This is a genomic window from Methanomassiliicoccales archaeon (assembly GCA_013415695.1).
Taxonomy (GTDB): Archaea; Thermoplasmatota; Thermoplasmata; order Methanomassiliicoccales; family JAAEEP01; genus JAAEEP01.
This window is the reverse complement of sequence record JAAEEP010000009.1, coordinates 25,553-44,844: the sequence shown is the minus strand read 5'-3', so window position 1 is coordinate 44,844 and position 19,292 is coordinate 25,553. Positions and strand designations below refer to the sequence as shown.

The window sequence follows — 19,292 nt, the reverse complement described above, 5'->3', positions numbered from 1 at the left end:
GATTCTCTCACACGTGATCCTTCAGCTCGTTCAAAGTGACATTCAGCTGTATGATGTCCCCAGCCAGGCTAACATGGCTTGTACTTATCGAGGTCTTGGGACTTTTCAGCATTGATTTCTTGAGTCCTAGTTCCAGCACCATTTCCTTCGTGACCTCGATCAAAATCGAATGAACGGTCCAGTCATCTGTATCTACCTTTGCCCCCACCAGTATTCCTATTTTACGTCCGTCCTTGGTGACGACCTCTTTCTCCTCTGTACACCCCAACTCCATAGGTGATTCACCCTTTCCATGTAAGTGATATGCAATAAAAACCATTTTGGTCCCCCTATCCGGATTGATATTGCCCCCAGAGGAATAGACAACTGTAACATCATAGCAGAGATAGTGACGGGGTTCCTTGCCCCCTAGAAGCAAAGTATTGAGAATGGATATTTCTACATTCATTAAGGGGACGGGGCAGGGGGAGCATTCCTAGATGCACGCTCATTAAGTTGCGCATTCTCACTTATCAAGCCTTATTGTATGAACCTATTCTAGGCATTCATCAATGGTTAAACCAGCGATCGATATCGTATAAAATAGGTTCAAAACGACAGCTGGTCGAGGTAATGATTCACATCGAATTCAACGGTTCTCAAGGCATTGTTGAAGGACCATAGTCCAAGCATGACACGAATGGAATCTCTTTGTGTTCCTCTCCCTTCTGCTCATAAGAATTGGAAATTCTCGCAACTTATCCGATATACTATTCCTTTCATTAGAACTCAAGTCCCTGCATTGAAGAGGGATCCGAGAGATCTCCAAGAGGTACAGATCCAATAGATGGACGATCCCCTTCCGATGATTGCGATTGCCTTGAAATCAGAGCGCGTCCTTAAGGTTTTTCAAATCCACGGAAAGCTGGACGATGTCTCCGACGAGTTCGATCAGTCCAGTCGAAAGCTTGATCTTAGTACTCTTCATCATAGACTTCTCTAATCCAAGCTCCTTGATGAAATCCTTCTCTATCTCGATTCTTACGGTGGTGACACTCCAATTCTCGGTATCGATGTCGGCCCCGATGAGGTTACCGATCATCTTGCCGTCCTTGGTGATTACACTCCTCTCCTTCAAACATCCGACTTCAATTGTCATATGTCTCCCATTCTTATTATACCATGAAGTTAAGATTAACTTTTCTACCAATGTGTTCCTGGATGATCGGTGCCCAATGTCATTGGACATCTATGAATCCTTTGAATATCGCCAGATTTCCATTCCTCATTCCAGTGGTGATGTCATCGGTCCCCCTTTGAGGGGCTCTTACAAAAGGATATAAGTCTGTAAAGTTCATTGATTCTATCCTCGAGGTGTACTCTTGTCAGATTACTGGAGGGAGGAGTATCGAGCCAAGCTGAAGACAGCCGATGATGCAGTGGCGACCATCAAGAAGGGGGAGAAGGTTTTCATCGGGACTGCCTGCGGCGAGCCCCAATCACTCGTTAGGGCTTTGATAGAGAGAGCTGGATCTCTAGCAGATAACGAAATCATCCACACCCTCTCCCTTGGTCTCTCACCTTACACTGAAGAGCGGTTTGGGGATGAGTTTCGAACCACAGCTTTCTTCATAGGCCCCAATGTCAGAGAGGCTGTGAATGAGGGTCGAGCCGACTATACTCCGGTGTATCTCTCGGAGATCGACCGACTCCTGCGTATGGACCGCTACTTGGTGGATGTAGCCCTCATCCAGGTCTCTCCCCCAGACGAGCATGGGTTCTGCTCTTTCGGCGTCTCTGTCGATATTACCAAGACGGCGGCGCATAAGGCCGATGTGGTAATAGCCGAAGTTAACAAAACAATGCCTCGCACTCTGGGTGATAGCTTCATCCATGTCTCTGAAATCGAGCACATCGTGGAATGCGAGGAACCATTGCTGGAATGGAGCCCCAATCAGGACAGCGAGGAAGAGATCGTGGACAGGATCGGTATCCATGTCTCGGAACTGGTGGAGAACGGGTCCACCATCCAGGTGGGCTATGGGGCTATTCCCGACGCAGTTCTCAGACACCTATTTGACAAGAAGGACCTAGGGTTACACACCGAGATGTTCTCCGATGGGATCGTCGGTCTGGTGGAGAAGGGCGTTATCAACGGCAAGAAGAAGACCATGCACTCAGGAAAGATCGTGGCCTCATTCTGCATGGGGACCCGCAAGCTCTATGATTTCATCGATAACAACCCCATGATCGAATTCCATCCATCTAGCTATACGAACGATCCTTGTCTTATAGGGAAACATGAAAACATGGTGGCCATCAACTCGGCGCTGGAAGTGGATCTCACCGGCCAGGTTTGCGCTGACCAGCTGGGCTACCAATTTTACTCGGGGCTCGGGGGTCAGGTTGACTTCATGAGGGGGGCTGCCCGTTCATTGAATGGAAAGCCCATAATTGCCCTGCCCTCCACGGCCAAAGGTGGAGCAGTCTCAAGGATCGTTCCGCGTCTCTCCGAAGGTGCTGGGGTCACCACCACACGAGGCGATGTTCATTATGTTGTTACTGAGTGGGGTGTGGCGGGGCTTCACGGTAAAAGCATTATGCAGCGTGCTCTCGCCCTGATCAACATCGCTCACCCCAAGTTCCGGGAGCAGCTCCTCCACGCTGCCAAGTTTCACAATTACGTCTTCCTGGATCAGTCGGAGGTCCCTTATCATGGGCTTCCCTATCCCGACGAGCTGGAGATCTACGAGGAATTTGATGGAATCCAGGTATTCTTCCGTCCAGTGAAGCCCACCGACGAGCCCTTGCTAAAGGATCTCTTCTACTCCCTTTCAGAGAAGAGCATCTATCAGCGCTTCATGGCAATGAAGATCAAAATGCCCCACCGTGAGCTGCAACCCTTCGCCAACATCGACTATGATACAGAAATGGCTTTGGTGGGGATAGCCAGGGAAAAAGAGGTTTCCGAGATAATAGCGGTTTCCAGGTATCTATTGGACAAGAGATCTAACACGGCAGAGGTCTCATTCATAGTGCGTGATGATTGGCAGGACCGCGGAATAGGCAAATATCTGCTTGAGTACATGGTTCAAATTGCGAGGCAGAGAGGAGTTAAGACCTTCATGGCCGAGGTGCTCCCCCAGAACACGGCCATGCTTCATGTTTTCCACTCTATCGGGTTGAAGGTCGAGACTGAGATGGAGGATGGTTCCTACTTCGTCCAGATAGACTTGATGTCAGAAGAAAAATGAAGGTGCCAGGGAGAACCTGGCTTCAGTGGATCACTTGATCATTCCAGACAGACTGATGTCCTCTTCCGTGAGGTAGAATGCGAACTCCATGTCGTCCCCGAAGTGGGTCATCCAAGATGGGATGTAGAGCATGGCTCTTTGGATCCGCTTCCAGTCATCTTCACCCACCACAATCCATGATTTGTCGATCGGGAACACTTCCACTTCCCGGACCCCCATTATGGTCTTGATTGCCGATTCCACATAGGAGTCCAGCTTCTCTCTCGATTCGGCCACTATTGACAGCAGAATGTCGTACTTGCCCAGAAGGAATGCCGAGAACGTGGGGTTGACTCCAGGTTTGGGATGGAGATCTATCACCTTCTTGAATGCCGAGTAGTAGTGCTGCAGGTCGCAGCGGATCATGATGCTGTATCTCTTCGTTTCCGGAGGCAGACTCTTAGAGACTGGAAGGAAGACCATCTTGAGTAGAGGTACTGTCATAGTGTATAGGACGTCATCGCATTCTCCCAAATCATTCACGATGAAGTCCCCTATGGCCTCGACGTCGTCCGACATTAGGTACAGGGTGACCCACTTCGCCTCCTCCTGAACTGAGACGAGTATGGGTTCCACCCTTTGGGTCTTCCTGGAGTGCATCCTCGACTTCACGAATTCCCATATGGAAACCGCGCTATCCTTTGGGTAAAGGCGCATGAGAAAGATCATTTGACCGCCCCCACTCTTGCTTCAATGAGCTTCTTTACCACTGTAGGATCTGCAAGTGTCGTTGTATCACCCAGTTTCTCGTATTCTCCAGATGCGACCTTTCGAAGTATGCGACGCATGATCTTGCCGCTCCTGGTCTTGGGCAAGGAAGTGGAGAACTGTATGACGTCAGGCTTGGCAATCGGTCCCACCGCCTTCCTGACATGATTTGCCAGCTCCTTCTTTAGCTCCTCGCTCTCCTCGACGTTAGCCTTTAGAGTGACGAAGGCGTATATCGCCTCTCCCTTGATCTCGTGAGGCATGGGAACCACGGCTGCCTCTGCTACCTTCTCGTGAGAGACAAGGGCGCTCTCTACTTCTGCGGCACCGATCCTGTGGCCCGAGACATTGATCACGTCGTCGACCCTACCCATCAGCCAGATGTCGCCGTCCTCGTCAACTCTTGCACCATCTCCAGTGAAATAGTAGCCCGGGAACATTGACCAGTATGTCTCTTTGAATCTCTCATGCTGCCCGTATACCGTTCTCATCAACGCTGGCCATGGTTTCTTGATGACGAGATAGCCCCCTTCGTTAACTCCCGCCTGCTTTCCGTTGTCCTTCAGAACAAGTGGTTCGATACCGAAGAATGGACGGAGTGCAGCCCCTGGCTTCAGAATGTTAGCTCCGGGAAGCGGGGTAATGAGTATCCCACCGGTCTCTGTCTGCCACCATGTATCAACAATCGGGCATCTCCCCTTTCCGATGACATTGTAGTACCACATCCATGCTTCCGGATTGATGGCCTCCCCCACGCTTCCGAGCACTCGGAGCGAGGAAAGATCCCTCCTGTTCGGCCACTCCTCTCCTTCCCTCATCAGCGACCTGATTGCGGTGGGGGCAGTGTAGAAGATGGACACCTTGAACTTCTCCACTATCTCCCAGAACCTGTCCTTATCAGGATAGGTGGGAACTCCCTCGAACATGATGCTTGTCGCCCCCGCCGAGAGTGGACCGTAGACGATATACGAGTGCCCGGTGATCCAACCGATGTCGGCGGTGCACCAGTAGGTGTCATCCTCGTGGTAATCGAAGATGTATTTGAAAGTGAGAGTCGTGAACAGCAAGTACCCGCCAGTGGTGTGGAGAACACCCTTTGGCTTTCCGGTCGAGCCGGAGGTATACAGGATGAAGAGCGGATCCTCTGCGTCCATGATCTCCGGGGCGCACACCGGAGAGGAATCTGACATCTCCTCGTGCCACCAGACATCTCTTTTCTCCTTCATCTCTACGGGTACGCCGGTTCTCTTGACCACGATCACCTTCGTGACCGGTGTCTCGGCGGAGAGCGCGATGTCAGCGTTGCTCTTGAGAGGTATGAGTTTCCCGCTCCTGAAGCTACCATCGGATGTAATCAACACTGAGCAATCGCTGTCCCTGATGCGGTCTCTCAGTGAATCCGCACTGAATCCCCCGAAAACGATACTGTGGATCGCTCCGATCCTCGCGCAGGCCAGCATCGCGATGGCCAGTTCTGGGATCATTGGCAGATATAATGACACGCGATCGCCTTTCTTCACCCCGTACTTCTTCAGCACATTGGCAAACTTGCATACCTCGTGCAGAAGTTGCTGGTAGGTGAATATCCTGACGTCCTCGTACGGCTCTCCCTGCCATATTATCGCGGCCTTATTCTTCCTCCAGCTCTTCGCGTGTCTGTCTAGACAGTTATAGGTTGCGTTGAGCTTGCCGCCCTTGAACCAAGTAAACTTCGCATCATTGACATCCCACTCGAATACGCTCTCCCATGGAGATGACCATTCAATTTCTTCCTTCGCCTTCTGCTCCCAGAATGCCTGTGGATCCCTTATCGACTCTTCATAGAGTTGTTCATATTCCTCCATGCTGCCGATGTATGCCTGATCGCTAAGTTCTTTCGGAGGGGCGAACCTTCGCTTTTCCTCCATAATTGACTCGAAGGTCTTTTCATTGCTCATACGGAGCCTCCTTTGATGGAACAGCCCAGTCAGGCCATTGCCATTTGAACCGTTAATATTGAAACACCATCGACTCGCATATATAAATCTTGTTGGAGTACAGGATTCGAATAATTCATTAATTGTCGTATTATTTTATAGATATCGTAGGTAGTCTGGAACATTTGTATTTCAAGATTAGAAAGATGTCGTCATTTGTCCATACCGACAATCGTACGATATCGAACTCCTTTCAGAACGCTCTCCCTGTCCAGTGTTATCAAATCGCAATGATGCTTCCTGTAAGTTCAGTGGAAGATATCATTAGTAGAAATTCACTTTTCGCAATTTCGACCAACAATAATCTACTGTTTTCGCTCTCTACTTTGATAATTTGAATCAGACTTTTATATAGCAATGATGACAAATGAGTATCTGAGTCCATACCCCCCTAAGTTCGCGCAGAAGTGGCAGAGACCATTGGAGGCGCAGATGGCCCGCTCCACCTGATTATACCTATGGACTCAGTGGGGCGGCCCCCATCATTTCATTTCTCATACTCCAAACTGTATTAGTCGGAAAAAGTGTATAACTCGGTCCAGCATTCATGAGATTGTGAAGGTGCTGTTGACGGGAGGATCGGGACAACTAGGCTCGTACCTGCTGGAAGATTTGTCTAGAGATCACCAGGTTATATCGGTTGACCTTGTAGCTCCTCGCATAAGGGAGCACGTCCCCTTCCACAGAGATGGGGACATCAGGGACACGGTATCCATGAGGGAAGCCTGCCGCGATGCAGACGCGATAGTTCATCTCGCGGCTCAAGTAAGCGTTGTGAGGAGCACGGAGGATCCCGCTTGGGATTTGGATGTGAACGTGGGCGGCACGCTCAGCATGTTGAAGGCGGCAAATGATGAAGGAGTCCCCTCATTCATCCACATCTCAACGGCTGCGGTCTATGGGGATCCAGTTTACTTGCCGGTCGACGAGAGTCACCCCACTCGACCAAGGTCATTCTACGGCACAAGCAAGCTATCCGCTGAGCATTATGTCAGGGCATTCAAGGAGAGTTTCGACCAGGATTACATCATAATCAGGCCGTTCAACCTCTACTCTCCGAGAGCGGATCCCAAGAGCCCATATTCCGGAGTAATCACGCGATTCGTTGAGAACGCGATGAACGGCATGCCTCTGACCATTGAGGGAGATGGGGAACAGACAAGGGATTTCATTCACGCCAAGGACGTAGCCAGCATGATTTGCTCATGTCTCACTTCCAATATCAGGAACGTGACTATGAATTGTGGATCCGGCCAATCTACGACGATCAACGCACTTGCCGAGACCGTGATCTCAGTGGCACCAAGACCAGTTGAGATTGTTCATGGGCCCCCCAGGGTAGGGGATATAAGGCACAGCTTGGGAGATGCAAGTGTGTCGGAAAAATTGCTTGGCTTCAAGCCCAAAATATCCCTTCGAGATGGTTTGGCCGCGTTCTTTGACTCCTAGGTCAATAGAGTTCTCAGAAACCGATCAAATCTCGTTCGATCCTGATAGACCTGAGGCCGATTGACCAAGATCTACAGAATGAAAGAGATGAAATAAGAAATGAAAAGGGAATGAGGCCAAGCGCGATTCGAAATCACTGGGGGGATATCGATAGAATCACGCATTGGCCATATGTGAATCTTGAGTAAGTAGAACTGACGCATCAAGATTGTAGTTGTAATCCTCCGTGGTGCCATCAACCATCTCCAGTCTTGCCCTGATCTTCCCCTTTTCGAAGATGATCTGGGCGTTCCTTACCCTGGACTTGTAGACGCTCACCCTCTTCCCAGCGCGGGTCAAGCGCCTCTCATGGCAGAATATGAGGCCAGCCTTCTCGAGAAGCTTGATCTTCCGGTAGCACGCTGCTATCGGGATTCCCAGCTTCTCGCTGAGTTCGAACGCACTCTTTGGCTTGCCCATGGTTGCGAGCAGGATTTTCGCGGAGTATTCCTCGGTCAACAGCCTCGAAGTCTCAAGAGCGTGCATTTGCTCACCTTAGTGATAGCACCAAAATGAGGGTATAAAAACTATCTCAGTTGATTATCACATTTGATTTCCGTTTTTGAATAATAGCCAGCATATGCAAATAATTCAATTTTGAACACTTCCTCTCGGTATCGGTAATGGGAAAAGGACTGTTTTTGAACTGATAATCTGATTCGATATTGTTTGTTCAAGGTCTATAGATGAGCTGTTCAGCGCTACCGAACATACTCTTCGACATCTCCATCGTGGATATTATGGAAGCGATTGTGTTGGAGGCAAGTATCATGAATATGATGATCAGTTGGAACACGGCTGCCTTACTTGGATCCATTCCTCCAATGATCATGCCTGACATTAGGCCAGGAATCCATACTAGGCCCATGGTCTTCATGTTGTCTAGGGTTGGGATCAAGGATGCCCTGACACTCCTCTTGATAAGGGGCGAGATTGCCTGATCCGATCTAGCGCCCAGGGCCAACATGTTATCGATCATCATTGTATTATTGGCCACCTCGCCCTTCAGTCGTTCCATTGCAAGTGAGGTGATGTTCATGCAGTTCCCTATGACCATCCCCCCCAGTGGGATGATGAACTCCGCCTGCATGGGTATGACTCCAAGGACCACCATTACAAGGATGATTGCACTGGAGGAGACGATGATGGAGGTCGCACCGATCCGGAACGCATGTTGAACTTCCTTAGCCCGCTTAGCTGAGGTATATGACGCTATTACCATCATTCCGATTAGAATGAGGCTTATCCAGAATATGTTCTGGATATCGAATATCACCTGAAGGAAGAGAGCCAGGATCAATAATTGCACGAACGCCCTTATGGATGAAATTGCCAGATCCGATACCAACTCCAGGCGCCTTACGTAGCTGAGGATCATCACAACTCCGATTAGAATCGAGGCAACAGCCAATCTCACCAGATCCTCCATCGATACGATCTGCTCAATGTTCAACTAAAAAACCCCCTTGTATATCTCGAAGAACTCATCGGTACACATTGTCATCACGGCTCTCCCATCCTTCATGAGCATGGTCCAGTCACCTATTCTCCTCCCCTGTTCCATGTTGTGAGTTACCACCACGAGCGTCAACTCAACCTCATGACTCAGCTTCAAAATGAGCTCCTCCACCTTGCGGGCAGACTCAGGATCAAGAGAGGCGGTTGGCTCATCCATTAGAAGTACGTCAGGCTCATTCGCTATTGCTCTTGCGATGCACATCCTCTGCTGTTCTCCCACCGATAGCTCGGACGCCTTTCTTTCAGCGAATTCTCTTGCTAGACCGACCTTGTCCAGAAGTTGACCGACATCCGGTTGAGCGGAACCGGTCAGTCTAGGTCCCATAAGCAGGTTATCCTTCACCGAACCCTGGAATGCCAGCGGGATCTGGAAAACCATCCCCACTCTCTTTCTCAGTTCCATGGGTTCGTAATCCCTAATGGATATTCCATCCAGTTTTATGTCTCCTTCTCGGAAATCGATGAGCCTATTGATCGTCCTGAGGAATGTGGACTTACCCGCTCCAGAAGGTCCGACGATCGTGAAGACTTTCTTCTCAGGAATACTCGTCGTCACTTCTTTGATGATGTCCTTTCCCTGAGTCGATACCGTTACGCTCTCTGCTTCGATCTTACCCGACATCGATTGATACAATTAGGTTCCAGGGGATTTAACCGTTGCACAACCGTCGACCATCGCATGGCAGATCAACGTTCAGTCCATGGGCATCGATGCCCTTCAAGCCGCTGACAACTGGACACAATATCATCAGAAAAAAAGTGGGGAGGGGTCACCCACCCTTGTCCATATGAACGTCCATCTGCGGGAACGGAATCTCGATTCCCTCCTTGGTGTATTCCTCGAATATGCCCTTGGTCAGGTCTCCCATGACCGTCCAGTAATCCGCCGTCTCGCTCCAGGCCCTCAGCGCAAGGTTCACCGAGGAGTCTCCCAGTTCGGTGACCACCACGGCCGGGGCCGGTTCGTTCAACACCAGCGGGTGCTCCTTGATGAAACTCATCGCCACCTCTATGGCTCTGTTGACGTCCCCATCGTAAGCGGTGCCCACCGAGACATCAACCCGCCTGATGGGCATTCGGGAGTAGTTGACGATGGGCTCCCCCCAAACTGATCGATTGGGTATGGTTATGAAGGTGTTGTCTGGTGTTATCAGTTCAGTTGACATGATGCCAACCGCCCTCACCTTCCCCTTTAAGCCTGTCACTTCCACAACCTCGTCCTTGTCCAGGGGCCTTATCATCGCTATCCAAATCCCCGCAAAGAAGTTGTTGAAGGTATCCTGCATTCCGAAGGCGATAATCAAACCCATTATGGCCGAGAGGCCGAGAACCACCGCAGAGGTATCGAAACCTAAAGCCCCCACGGCGAATAGGATGATCACCACCCAAAGGAGTACGCTAAGCAATCTGGTCAGGAACTCGACAACGAGTGCCGGGAGTCTGGTCTTGACTAAAGTCCGTCTCAATACCCCCTTTACGACCCTGATGGCGATCCAACCCACAATAAGGATGGCGATTGCTATGATCAGCTGCATCAGGGTTATGTCCGTAAAGGGAATAGTATCCTCTAAGCTAACCATTTTATTCCCAGATTCTTAAATATTTAAACTAGATTAATATAAAAGTTACTATCTCAATCGGCATCGTTTCATGTCGTTTAAAAGGTGCGATCGAGATCATTATTCGATTCGAATCATCCACCCCTCAATTTATAAAAAAAAATATGATGGGGCAAATCCAATGTCCAATAGAGGTTAACATGTTCGCTAGGATTCTCATTCCAGTCGATTTTTCAGATCAGTCACTTCAGATGTTCCAATGCGTTGCCCAATTCTGCGGAAAGGGAAACGAGGAAATGATTCTACTGAATGTCATGGCAAAAGGCGATGAGGTCACTGACGATCAAGAACGCAAGGTCCAGGAGCTGATTGACTCGATAACCAATATCGATATCAAAGCCAGGTTCAGTACAGAGATTGGGAGTCCTGTGGAAAGCATCTTGGATGTAGCGAAAAAAGAGAGCATCACCATGATCGCAATGGCCTCATCCGGAAAGGGAATGGCCAGAGAGTTCATCGTTGGTTCGACATGCCTCGGGGTCATCAGGAACTCGTTGATCCCGGTATTCCTGGATAAGTTTGAAGTGACCGAAGAGGAAGGCGAGTTGGTAGCTGTTAGGCGATGCGCCAACCTCTTCCGCACGGCTATAGTTCCTCTTGACTTCTCGAGCTGCAACAAACCTGTTCTAGAACAACTTCAGTATCTCATCGACAATGGGTTAGAGAAGGCCGTGTTGTTTCATACCATAGATTCGTCCAAGTACAGGGTCAGCGATGACACCCGATTCCAATGGGTGAAGGAGGAGCTGAACAAGATCAAGGGTGAGCTGGAGGCTAGAACTTGCGATATATCCACCCACGTCCACTTTGGAAGCCTGGTCTACAACATACTTGAGGTGTCGCGGGAATTCAACGCTTCACTGATCATGATGGGAACCCATGGTAAGAGCCTCCTCCATGAGATGACATTGGGGAGCGTGTCTGAGGAGGTCATTCGCAAGGCAACCGTATCTCTGCTCATCATTCCGTGTATCGGTCGAGGCTGAAAGTTACCATCACAATGAGATTAAGTGACCAATAGGAACGGCTGTGACCCTCAACTATATCGTCGGTCGCATAAGAATAAATCTACAGGATGAATGCGGGGGGAACCAGAAGTAACAGGAACAATATAACGAGGGCTAGCTTCTGACTTCTCCTATAGCTGATGTCCTCATTTCTCCACAGCCATGATGACATCCCTAGAAGTGCAAATAGTGACAGCTGGACTCCAGCTAAAGCTATGTATATGCCTGAGATTCCTCCGAAACCCTCGATGTAGATGTTGGCTGCCAATGCCATGATCACCAGTCCCTCTACAGTGATGAGTGCCCATATCACGTAGGTTAGCAGTTCTGATGACCTTATCCCCATAACCTCTCTGTGCAGTAGGTTTCTGCCCCTCAGGAATCTCAATCCAATGATTGCCAGTGCGAGTAAGAAGAGCTGTGCTCCGGCAATTGCCACGGTCCTTTCCAATAATCCGCCTATTCCATCGATTGTAATGGGGGCTGCTATCCCCATGATGAAAAGGCCCTGAGCAGTTATGATCCAGGCTATTATTGGCTCACCTATCTTGGTTAGAGATGCCTCGGATCTTGAATGGTTTCGCCAGTACCACAGCATACAAGTTATGCCGCCTACAATGAAAAGCTGAATTCCAGCCAGCGTCATCCAGGCAGCCCGAATATGGCCGACCCCCTCTAGGTAAACGGGTGAGGCGTATCCCACGAGGACGAGCCCCTCTACTGTCACTAAGGCCCCAAGGATCAGAGGGGCAAGAGAAACCACCCTGTTGGAGGTGATGTTCCTCTTGAAAATGGTGCTATCCTTCAGGAGCCAATAGAATAGTACTATTGCTCCTATGATTAGAAGCTGGGCTCCCGCCAATGTGACTGTCCGGGCCAACATTCCTCCGATACTGTCCACTATGATGGGGGCTGCCACCCCCATTATGAACATTCCCTCTGTGACCAGGAGAGCGCCGATGAGGGTCCCGATCACGGTCACGGGTTTGGATTCCCATGGGCCATTCTCTAACCAGAACCATGCAATGGCGCATATCGTCGCCAGGAAGAATAGCTGAGCTCCCAAAGCGACCATCACCCACTTGCCAAGCCATTCTATTCCAAGAATATCGGGATTGATAGGTGCCGCGAAGATAATGATGAGTATGCCCTCGATTGCCACGATCTCGGCCAGCAGTATGGGCAAGTCCAGGACCAGCCAGTGCGAGAAAAGTTTCTTTCCAAACAGTATCTTGTCCTTGAAACCCCAGATTATTACTATGATAATGGAAAGAACGAATAGCTGTAATCCAAACAGTGAGATTGTCCCTGCCGTCACAACTCCGATGTTCTCAATCTCAAGGGGGACCGCAGCTGCCATAACGAAAAGTCCCTGAGCGGCGATAATCGAGCCGAAAGTGTAGGCGACTATTCTTGCCCAGCCGGTCTTCACCTCGTCCATGTTCCTGGAGATCCATCCAAGAACGATCATCATCCCAAGGACGAACAGTTGGGCGGCTGCGGCAGCTATCCAGAAGTTGCGGATATGGCCGGGATAGCTATAATGACATGATATGTAGTAGGCAAGGCAGAAAGATTCGATAACCAGCAGTGTGCCGATCAGCAATAATAAGAGTGAAAACCATCGGTTTTCCGTGAATTTGGATCCTGGTAATCTCGTACCCCATAATATCCAGTAAACGACCATGACGATACCGATGATGACAAGGTGGATTCCAAATGGCACCATTATCTCAAGGAGGAAGCCCGAGATCAGGTTTGGGGTTGCCAGGTATGTGATGCAGATAATTCCTTCAATGGCCAATAAGGTGCCCACTGTAATTCCAATGAGCTTGAACCAATGTTCGAATTTCCACCAGGTTTCTTCCAGACCGCTCAATCCCTCACCGTCTTGGTCTCGATGTGGCGGCTTAACGAATTCTCCTTATATTATCGTTGGGGAAGTATATCCAACGCTCGAAAATAATTTCGAGATTCTTTTATTATTTGGCTATTCAGATGGCAGACATAACATATGCAAGTGAGGCATAGTTCACTTCTTCCCCGTTCAGGGAAAGTAGCTCTTCTAAGAAGGCTCTCAGCTGTGATGAATAATCTGGATGTGCCAGGGCAAGCTCGAAGATGGTCTTCAGCCAGCAAACCATGTCCCCGATGTCATACCTCCTTCCCTCGAAGCGGTAAGCATAGGTATCATGGTCAAGGTTCATCAATCGAATGGCATCGGTAAGCTGGAGCTCTTCTCCCTTACCCATTTCGGTTCGCTCCAGGTAGCTGAATATCTCGGGCGTAAGGATGTATCGTCCCGTGATCCCGATGTTGGAGGGAGCCTTCTCGAATGTTGGTTTCTCCACTAGGTCATGAATGAGCATCAAGTTGTCATCAATTGGCTCGGCATCAACGATACCGTAGTCCGAGATTTTCTCGTCCGGGACTGTTTCCACAGCTATTACTGAACCCTTGGTTCGTTCGTGGATCTTCATAAGCTGTCCGATGACCGGCTCCTTGGAAATGTGGATGGTATCTCCCAACATCACAGCGAAGGGCTCGTCCCCGATGTGCTTCTTGGCCCTGAGTATGGCGTCACCCAATCCAAGAGGCGTCTTTTGGCGGACGTAGTGGATATCCACCATGTTGGAAAGTCTCCTGATCTCCTCCAACATATCAAATCGTTCGATCTTCTCCAATGCCGCTTCAAGTTCGAAGGACTTGTCAAAATGGTCCTCTATAGCCCTCTTGTTGCGCCCCGTGATGATAATGATATCATCTACGCCGGCTGCAATAGCCTCCTCCACCACATATTGGATGGTAGGCTTGTCCAGCACGGGTATCATCTCCTTTGGCTGCTCTTTGGTCAGTGGCAGGAATCTGAGCCCCATGCCAGCTGCTGGAATTACTGCTTTCATCTGATCACCAACAAATACCCTCGTAATTACCTGTCCTCACAACCCCTCTCCCATCGATTACCAACTTATCCCCATACAAGGCAGGATTCGAGTATTCGGACCATTCCGTCATTATGATGACAGCATCACTGTCATCGACGCACTCCTCCAATGAGGAGTAGTAGGTTATTGTTGAAAAAACCTTGCTAAAGTTTACCGCTGCCTGAGGATCATGGCAGAGTACCTTGGCACCCTTTTCCAGTAGACTCTCCACTAAGCGAATGGCCCGAGATTCCCTAATGTCGTCAGTGCCGGGTTTGAATGCAAGCCCTAACACTGCGATTCTCTTTCCGTTTATCTCCATCCTGCTTTTCAGCAGATTCACCAACCTTTCAGGTTGTCGGTTGTTCACTTCAAGCAGGGCTTCAAGCATCAAGGGCTCAAAGCCTCGCCTTCTAGCCTCCGCGATTAAACCTCTAACATCCTTCGGGAAGCAGGAACCCCCGAAACCGCAGCCTGCCCGAAGAAACAATGGGCTAATCCTCTTGTCATGCCCCATGCCCACGGCTACCTCTCTGACGTCGATTCCCATATCCTTGCAGATGTTGCCGATCTCGTTGATGAATGATATCTTGGTGGCCAGGAAGGCATTGGAGGCGACCTTGATCATTTCCGCCGTGGAAAGGGACACTTCTAGGATAGGACATCCCAGACTATCGTATACGGAAAGGAGCGTTTTCGATGATCTCTCGTCGATAGCCCCTATCACCACCCGATCTGGGTCCAGGAAATCATGGATAGCAACTCCTTCTTTCAGGAATTCGGGGTTCATCGCTACTCCGAAGTCTGTACCTGCTTTCTTTCCAGAATGCATCTCAAGGATGGGCAAGATGATTCTCTCTGTTGTAGTTGGCATGACGGTGCTCTTCACGACCACCAGATGGTACCCATCTTTCTCACGAAGTATTTCGCCGACATCTCTTGCCGAAGTCTCCAGGTAAGTCAGGTCAAGCGACCCATCTTCCCGCGAAGGAGTTCCAACACATAGGAATGTGACATCGGATTCTAGGATCTCTGATATGTCCTCTGAGGCTTTGAACCCGCCGCTGGAAAGATGTTTTTCAATAAGTTCATCTATACCATCCTCGAAAATGGGACTCTTTCCACGGTTGATGGAGTCGATCTTCTCCCTCACTATGTCGAAGCAGGTAACCTGGTGTCCCAATTCGGCAAGGCAGACCCCTGTCACCAGACCGACATAGCCTGTTCCAATGATCGATATCCTCAGATGATCACCTGACTTTGGCTCATTGTTCACCAAACCTCCGCGCTATTAAACCCTTGGTCTCCGATTCGCTTTCTCAATAATATTGAATCTATAGCCAGATTAGTAAACAGCGTTGATAATTGTGTTTTTTTGGACCCGCATCTTCGACTCAAATATTCGCATGGATTGCAGGGACTATACCATATTCTCAAATTCGAGCTACCCCCCAAATCCTTTTAAATGGAACTTCCCATTTTTATTGGAGGGATCGAATGAAGGTGAAATATCTCGGACACGCGGCCTTCCTTCTCACCGGGAAGGAGGGATCGGTGCTTGTCGACCCATTCTTGGATGGGAACCCCAATGCTGCCTTGAAGCCAGAGGAGGTGAGCCCTGATCTTGTCCTTGTAACTCACGCTCATCATGATCACCTCGGCGATGCCATTCCAATCTCGAAGGCGAGCGGGGCGCCTATCCTCTCCACGCCTGAAATCGCTCACTTCTGTATCGAGAAGGGAGCTGATGCTATCGCCGCCCATATGGGAGGTGTTGTCGACAGGGGGTTCTGCGCCGTCAAGATCTTTCCAGCATGGCACTCGTCCTCGTTTGAGGGAAGAATCATTGGAGTTCCATGTTCCTTCGTAATTACCATGGATGACCGAGCCATTTACCATGCTGGTGACACTGCCCTCTTTGGGGATATGTCCCTAATAGGTGAGGAGTTCTCCCTGGATCTTGCGCTCCTTCCCATTGGTGGTTGGTATACCATGGGTCAGGAGGATGCCCTGAGAGCTTTGCGTCTACTCGATGCCAAGGCGGTGGTACCGATGCACTACGATACCTTCGACCAGATCCGAGCAGACCCCGTTGTTTTCTGCGAGAAGGTGGCCGAGATGGGGAGGAAGTGCTACCCCCTTGCCCCAGGTGACTCGTTGGAACTCTAACTCATTCTAACAGGTTGACTTCGACGGGCAATTGTTTAATATGATGGCTCTAAATACAGCGAGGTGGTCCAGGATAGTGGAGGAGTGAGTTCAGGGACACAGATTGAAGGTGCGCACACCACCCAACTTGCCGAGGGAATGCCATTCCTGGCACTATCCGTGCTGGTCCCCACCGTTCTGATAGGCATCGCCGAGGCTTTCTTCTTCATGAAGGATCTCGAGATCCCGTTGGCTATCCACGGTCTCAACCTCATGTATTGCATCCTGGCCCCATTCCTTCTCAACATCCCCCCTGGAATCTTCCAGGCCTTCTCACTCGTTTCCTTGCTTAGGATGATGAACATAAGCATGCCAGTCTTCTTTGACATGACCATCTACTGGCTTCCGTTCATTTATGCTCCGGTAATAGTCGTGGGTTTCATGATCGCCATGTACGGCTTCTCGGATGGTGGTCTATCTCTAAGAGGGTTAATCGAACTCGCCCGTGGAAGGATCAGAGACGCTAACGCAAAGACAATCGTTCTCTACATCACTGTTGGGATTGGTCTGGGCGCCCTTCTTGGATTCATAGAATATCAGGTATTGGGTCCAGAGAGGCTCATTCCCGACATTACTTTCGGCTCGTTGCTACTCTTAGGGATCGTGATGTTCGCATTCGTGGGCCTGGGAGAGGAATTGGTCTTCAGGTACCTGCTTCAGGACCGTTTCAAGAGGGTGATGGGAACAGCATCGGCGATACTACTGGCCTCATTGATTTTCACTCTAATGCACTCGGGATACTCCCAGTTATTCTATCTCGTATACGTTTTCTTCATAGGCCTGATCTTTGGTATCTCGTACGAAAGGACCAGGAGCCTTCTGTTCGTGACCATCCTCCACGGTGCAATCAACTTCTTCCTGTTCTCGGTATTTCCCTACTGATCCCTCCATCCAAGGTTTAAATATCACTGGTTTCAATCTTCAAGCATGCCTCTTGGAGATCCCATGGGCGGTGAGCAGGAATACGGGGAAATTGGCAAGCTCAAAGGTGTCTGGATAGCATCAATCCCGGTCTCAGATCTGGGCGCTGGGCTGGATTTCTATGCCAATGTACTTGGACTCAAACTGGTTATTGATAGCAAGGAAAACAACTGGGTGGAACTAGGGTCCCCCGATTTGCTTGGGAACATCGCATTGTACGAGCCATCTCCCTTTGACACGAGGCAGCCTGGAGGTCCAACAGGGATCGTGTTCAGGACTGAAAGTATCTACGATGTCCACAGGCGTCTCGTTGACTCAGATGTAAGGTTCATGCTGAAACCGGAGAGGCAGGAATGGGGAGGCCTTCTTGCCGTATTCCTTGACCCCGAAGACAATGAGCTCTCGGTAATGGAGGACCCAGAGCATTACACCCGTTCGATTGCAGAGGACATTGGTCTGGACATGGGGGGAAAGTGCTTCATGGACAGGAACCGCATCGAGTAGTATCAAGGAGCGGTGATGCGCATGTTGAGGTTGAGACTCAGGATATCGCCTTCAACAGCCTGGATTATCTTCTCTTCCATGCTGGTTCCGGCATAATCCTGGTACTTCACGCCTTCGAATTCGTGAGAATCCTCGTAAAGAAGAAACCACATCTTGTACTGCCCCTCTATGTCCACTGAAAAGCTATAGTTCATCTCCCATTGAGGTGTCCAGTTGCCCTCGATGTTAGGCGGTATCGATTCTAATGTGACATTGAGTGAATCGAAGAAGTACATCTGGTGAACCTGCGTTTGATTATCGACAAAGGAAGCGTTCACCAACCATAGCTCAACTCCGTAATACACGGTCCGATACTCGTGATTGGCTATTCCCATGATGAGGGAGGCCTCCTCTCCCGTGGTGAGGTTGGTGGGATAGTCCGATGCCTTACCTCCAGGACCAAGGATGTAGAACTCAGTGAACTTCTCCCCCTCCTTGGGGACGGCAATCACATAGGCAAGGGCTATCAGGGAGCAGGCGATGGATATCACCAATATCACCGTCAATGCACGGTCCAACCGCGTCCCCTCCTTGAAGGCAGAATTCACAAACCCCTTCATCCTCTCTGGCTGAATGGGGTGGTAGGGTCCATCGACCTTCCACCTCCTGTATTCCGCCAGGAACGCGAAGATCAGGTTGAAGGCGGTGATGCACGCAAGAATGGGCTCCAGTCTTATGCCGAATGGAGTGTAGTTCAAACCCAAACCTATCAACGGTGTGATGGCAATGCTGAGGCCGAATGAGAGCGCTACTCTCTCGATGATGCCGAGGTCTGCTTCCCTGGGGAACAGGAAAGCGATCAATGCGTATCCCGGGAAGAACAGAATGAAGGGCAGACCGATTATCACTCTGACCACACTATCGGGAATTGCCATGATCACGGCGATTAAAATGAGTGAGAGCGCAATGATCCCAGTCAGATCCCAGGATCTGCGAAAATCGAACCTCATACTGCCAGCGGATTCCAGAGACGCTACTTAATTCTTTGTGTATGGCTGGAATGATTGAAATATGGGCGTTTCTCAGGTCTACCCGTGGAAAACAGTGATTATGAGGTCAACATCAATGAAAGTTATTTTAAGTCCAATAGGCTATCAAGCACATCTGA

The 19,292-nt window shown here is 49.8% G+C and carries 18 protein-coding genes; 6 read left to right on the top strand and 12 right to left on the bottom strand.

Features of this window, described 5'->3' with window-relative positions; genetic code table 11:
- Positions 1–7: 7 nt before the first annotated feature.
- The gene (locus tag GKC03_05770; protein ID NYT12046.1) at positions 8–274 is read right to left on the bottom strand and encodes a hypothetical protein; all 267 of its coding nucleotides are present in this window, start codon (positions 272–274) and stop codon (positions 8–10) included.
- 591 nt (positions 275–865) lie between these two features.
- Positions 866–1,138, bottom strand: a complete 273-nt coding sequence (locus GKC03_05765; GenBank protein NYT12045.1) for a hypothetical protein — start codon at positions 1,136–1,138, stop codon at positions 866–868.
- Between the two features lie 223 nt (positions 1,139–1,361).
- Between GKC03_05765 and GKC03_05760 the strand changes: the two genes are divergently transcribed.
- A complete protein-coding gene (locus GKC03_05760; GenBank protein NYT12044.1) occupies positions 1,362–3,233 on the top strand; it encodes a GNAT family N-acetyltransferase in 1,872 nt (623 codons plus the stop codon).
- Between the two features lie 30 nt (positions 3,234–3,263).
- On the opposite strand, the gene GKC03_05755 is transcribed toward GKC03_05760, so the two are convergent.
- Together GKC03_05755 and acs are read right to left on the bottom strand one after the other, a co-directional pair.
- The gene (locus GKC03_05755; GenBank protein NYT12043.1) at positions 3,264–3,941 is read right to left on the bottom strand and encodes a hypothetical protein; all 678 of its coding nucleotides are present in this window, start codon (positions 3,939–3,941) and stop codon (positions 3,264–3,266) included.
- Positions 3,938–5,917: an acetate--CoA ligase gene (gene acs / locus GKC03_05750; GenBank protein NYT12042.1), complete on the bottom strand. Its 1,980-nt coding sequence runs from the start codon at positions 5,915–5,917 to the stop codon at positions 3,938–3,940. Before acs ends, GKC03_05755 begins: the two co-directional genes overlap by 4 nt.
- 594 nt (positions 5,918–6,511) lie before the next feature.
- Between acs and GKC03_05745 the strand changes: the two genes are divergently transcribed.
- Entirely contained in the window at positions 6,512–7,405 is an 894-nt protein-coding gene (locus GKC03_05745) for an NAD-dependent epimerase/dehydratase family protein (protein ID NYT12041.1), read from the top strand.
- Between the two features lie 156 nt (positions 7,406–7,561).
- On the opposite strand, the gene GKC03_05740 is transcribed toward GKC03_05745, so the two are convergent.
- The 4 genes from GKC03_05740 to GKC03_05725 all read right to left on the bottom strand — a co-directional run bounded on the left by GKC03_05740 (position 7,562) and on the right by GKC03_05725 (position 10,542).
- On the bottom strand, positions 7,562–7,930 hold the full coding sequence (locus GKC03_05740; GenBank protein NYT12040.1) for a helix-turn-helix transcriptional regulator: 369 nt from the start codon (positions 7,928–7,930) through the stop codon (positions 7,562–7,564).
- A gap of 187 nt (positions 7,931–8,117) precedes the next feature.
- A complete protein-coding gene (fetB, locus tag GKC03_05735; protein NYT12039.1) occupies positions 8,118–8,897 on the bottom strand; it encodes an iron export ABC transporter permease subunit FetB in 780 nt (259 codons plus the stop codon).
- The gene (locus GKC03_05730) at positions 8,898–9,584 is read right to left on the bottom strand and encodes a phosphate ABC transporter ATP-binding protein (GenBank protein ID NYT12038.1); all 687 of its coding nucleotides are present in this window, start codon (positions 9,582–9,584) and stop codon (positions 8,898–8,900) included. It lies immediately after the preceding gene.
- Positions 9,585–9,732: 148 nt separating this feature from the next.
- Positions 9,733–10,542, bottom strand: coding sequence for a mechanosensitive ion channel family protein (locus tag GKC03_05725; GenBank protein ID NYT12037.1), 810 nt, complete (start codon positions 10,540–10,542; stop codon positions 9,733–9,735).
- Between the two features lie 179 nt (positions 10,543–10,721).
- On the opposite strand from GKC03_05725, the gene GKC03_05720 reads away from it, so the two are divergent.
- Positions 10,722–11,567, top strand: coding sequence for a universal stress protein (locus tag GKC03_05720; protein NYT12036.1), 846 nt, complete (start codon positions 10,722–10,724; stop codon positions 11,565–11,567).
- A gap of 82 nt (positions 11,568–11,649) precedes the next feature.
- Here the strand turns inward: GKC03_05720 and GKC03_05715 are convergent, their stop codons facing one another.
- The 3 genes from GKC03_05715 to GKC03_05705 all read right to left on the bottom strand — a co-directional run bounded on the left by GKC03_05715 (position 11,650) and on the right by GKC03_05705 (position 15,758).
- Positions 11,650–13,467, bottom strand: coding sequence for a hypothetical protein (locus tag GKC03_05715; GenBank protein NYT12035.1), 1,818 nt, complete (start codon positions 13,465–13,467; stop codon positions 11,650–11,652).
- A gap of 115 nt (positions 13,468–13,582) precedes the next feature.
- Complete coding sequence (gene galU / locus GKC03_05710; GenBank protein NYT12034.1) at positions 13,583–14,491, bottom strand: UTP--glucose-1-phosphate uridylyltransferase GalU; 909 nt, start codon at positions 14,489–14,491, stop codon at positions 13,583–13,585.
- Between the two features lie 4 nt (positions 14,492–14,495).
- Positions 14,496–15,758 (bottom strand): UDP-glucose/GDP-mannose dehydrogenase family protein, encoded by a 1,263-nt coding sequence (locus tag GKC03_05705; protein NYT12033.1) that lies wholly within the window; start codon positions 15,756–15,758, stop codon positions 14,496–14,498.
- Between the two features lie 251 nt (positions 15,759–16,009).
- On the opposite strand from GKC03_05705, the gene GKC03_05700 reads away from it, so the two are divergent.
- The 3 genes from GKC03_05700 to GKC03_05690 all read left to right on the top strand — a co-directional run bounded on the left by GKC03_05700 (position 16,010) and on the right by GKC03_05690 (position 18,145).
- Positions 16,010–16,681 (top strand): metal-dependent hydrolase, encoded by a 672-nt coding sequence (locus GKC03_05700; protein NYT12032.1) that lies wholly within the window; start codon positions 16,010–16,012, stop codon positions 16,679–16,681.
- 63 nt (positions 16,682–16,744) lie between these two features.
- A complete protein-coding gene (locus tag GKC03_05695; GenBank protein NYT12031.1) occupies positions 16,745–17,602 on the top strand; it encodes a CPBP family intramembrane metalloprotease in 858 nt (285 codons plus the stop codon).
- 45 nt (positions 17,603–17,647) lie between these two features.
- A complete protein-coding gene (locus GKC03_05690; protein NYT12030.1) occupies positions 17,648–18,145 on the top strand; it encodes a hypothetical protein in 498 nt (165 codons plus the stop codon).
- A 2-nt stretch (positions 18,146–18,147) separates the two neighbouring features.
- Here the strand turns inward: GKC03_05690 and GKC03_05685 are convergent, their stop codons facing one another.
- Positions 18,148–19,134 (bottom strand): DUF1616 domain-containing protein, encoded by a 987-nt coding sequence (locus GKC03_05685; protein ID NYT12029.1) that lies wholly within the window; start codon positions 19,132–19,134, stop codon positions 18,148–18,150.
- Positions 19,135–19,292 lie beyond the last annotated feature (158 nt).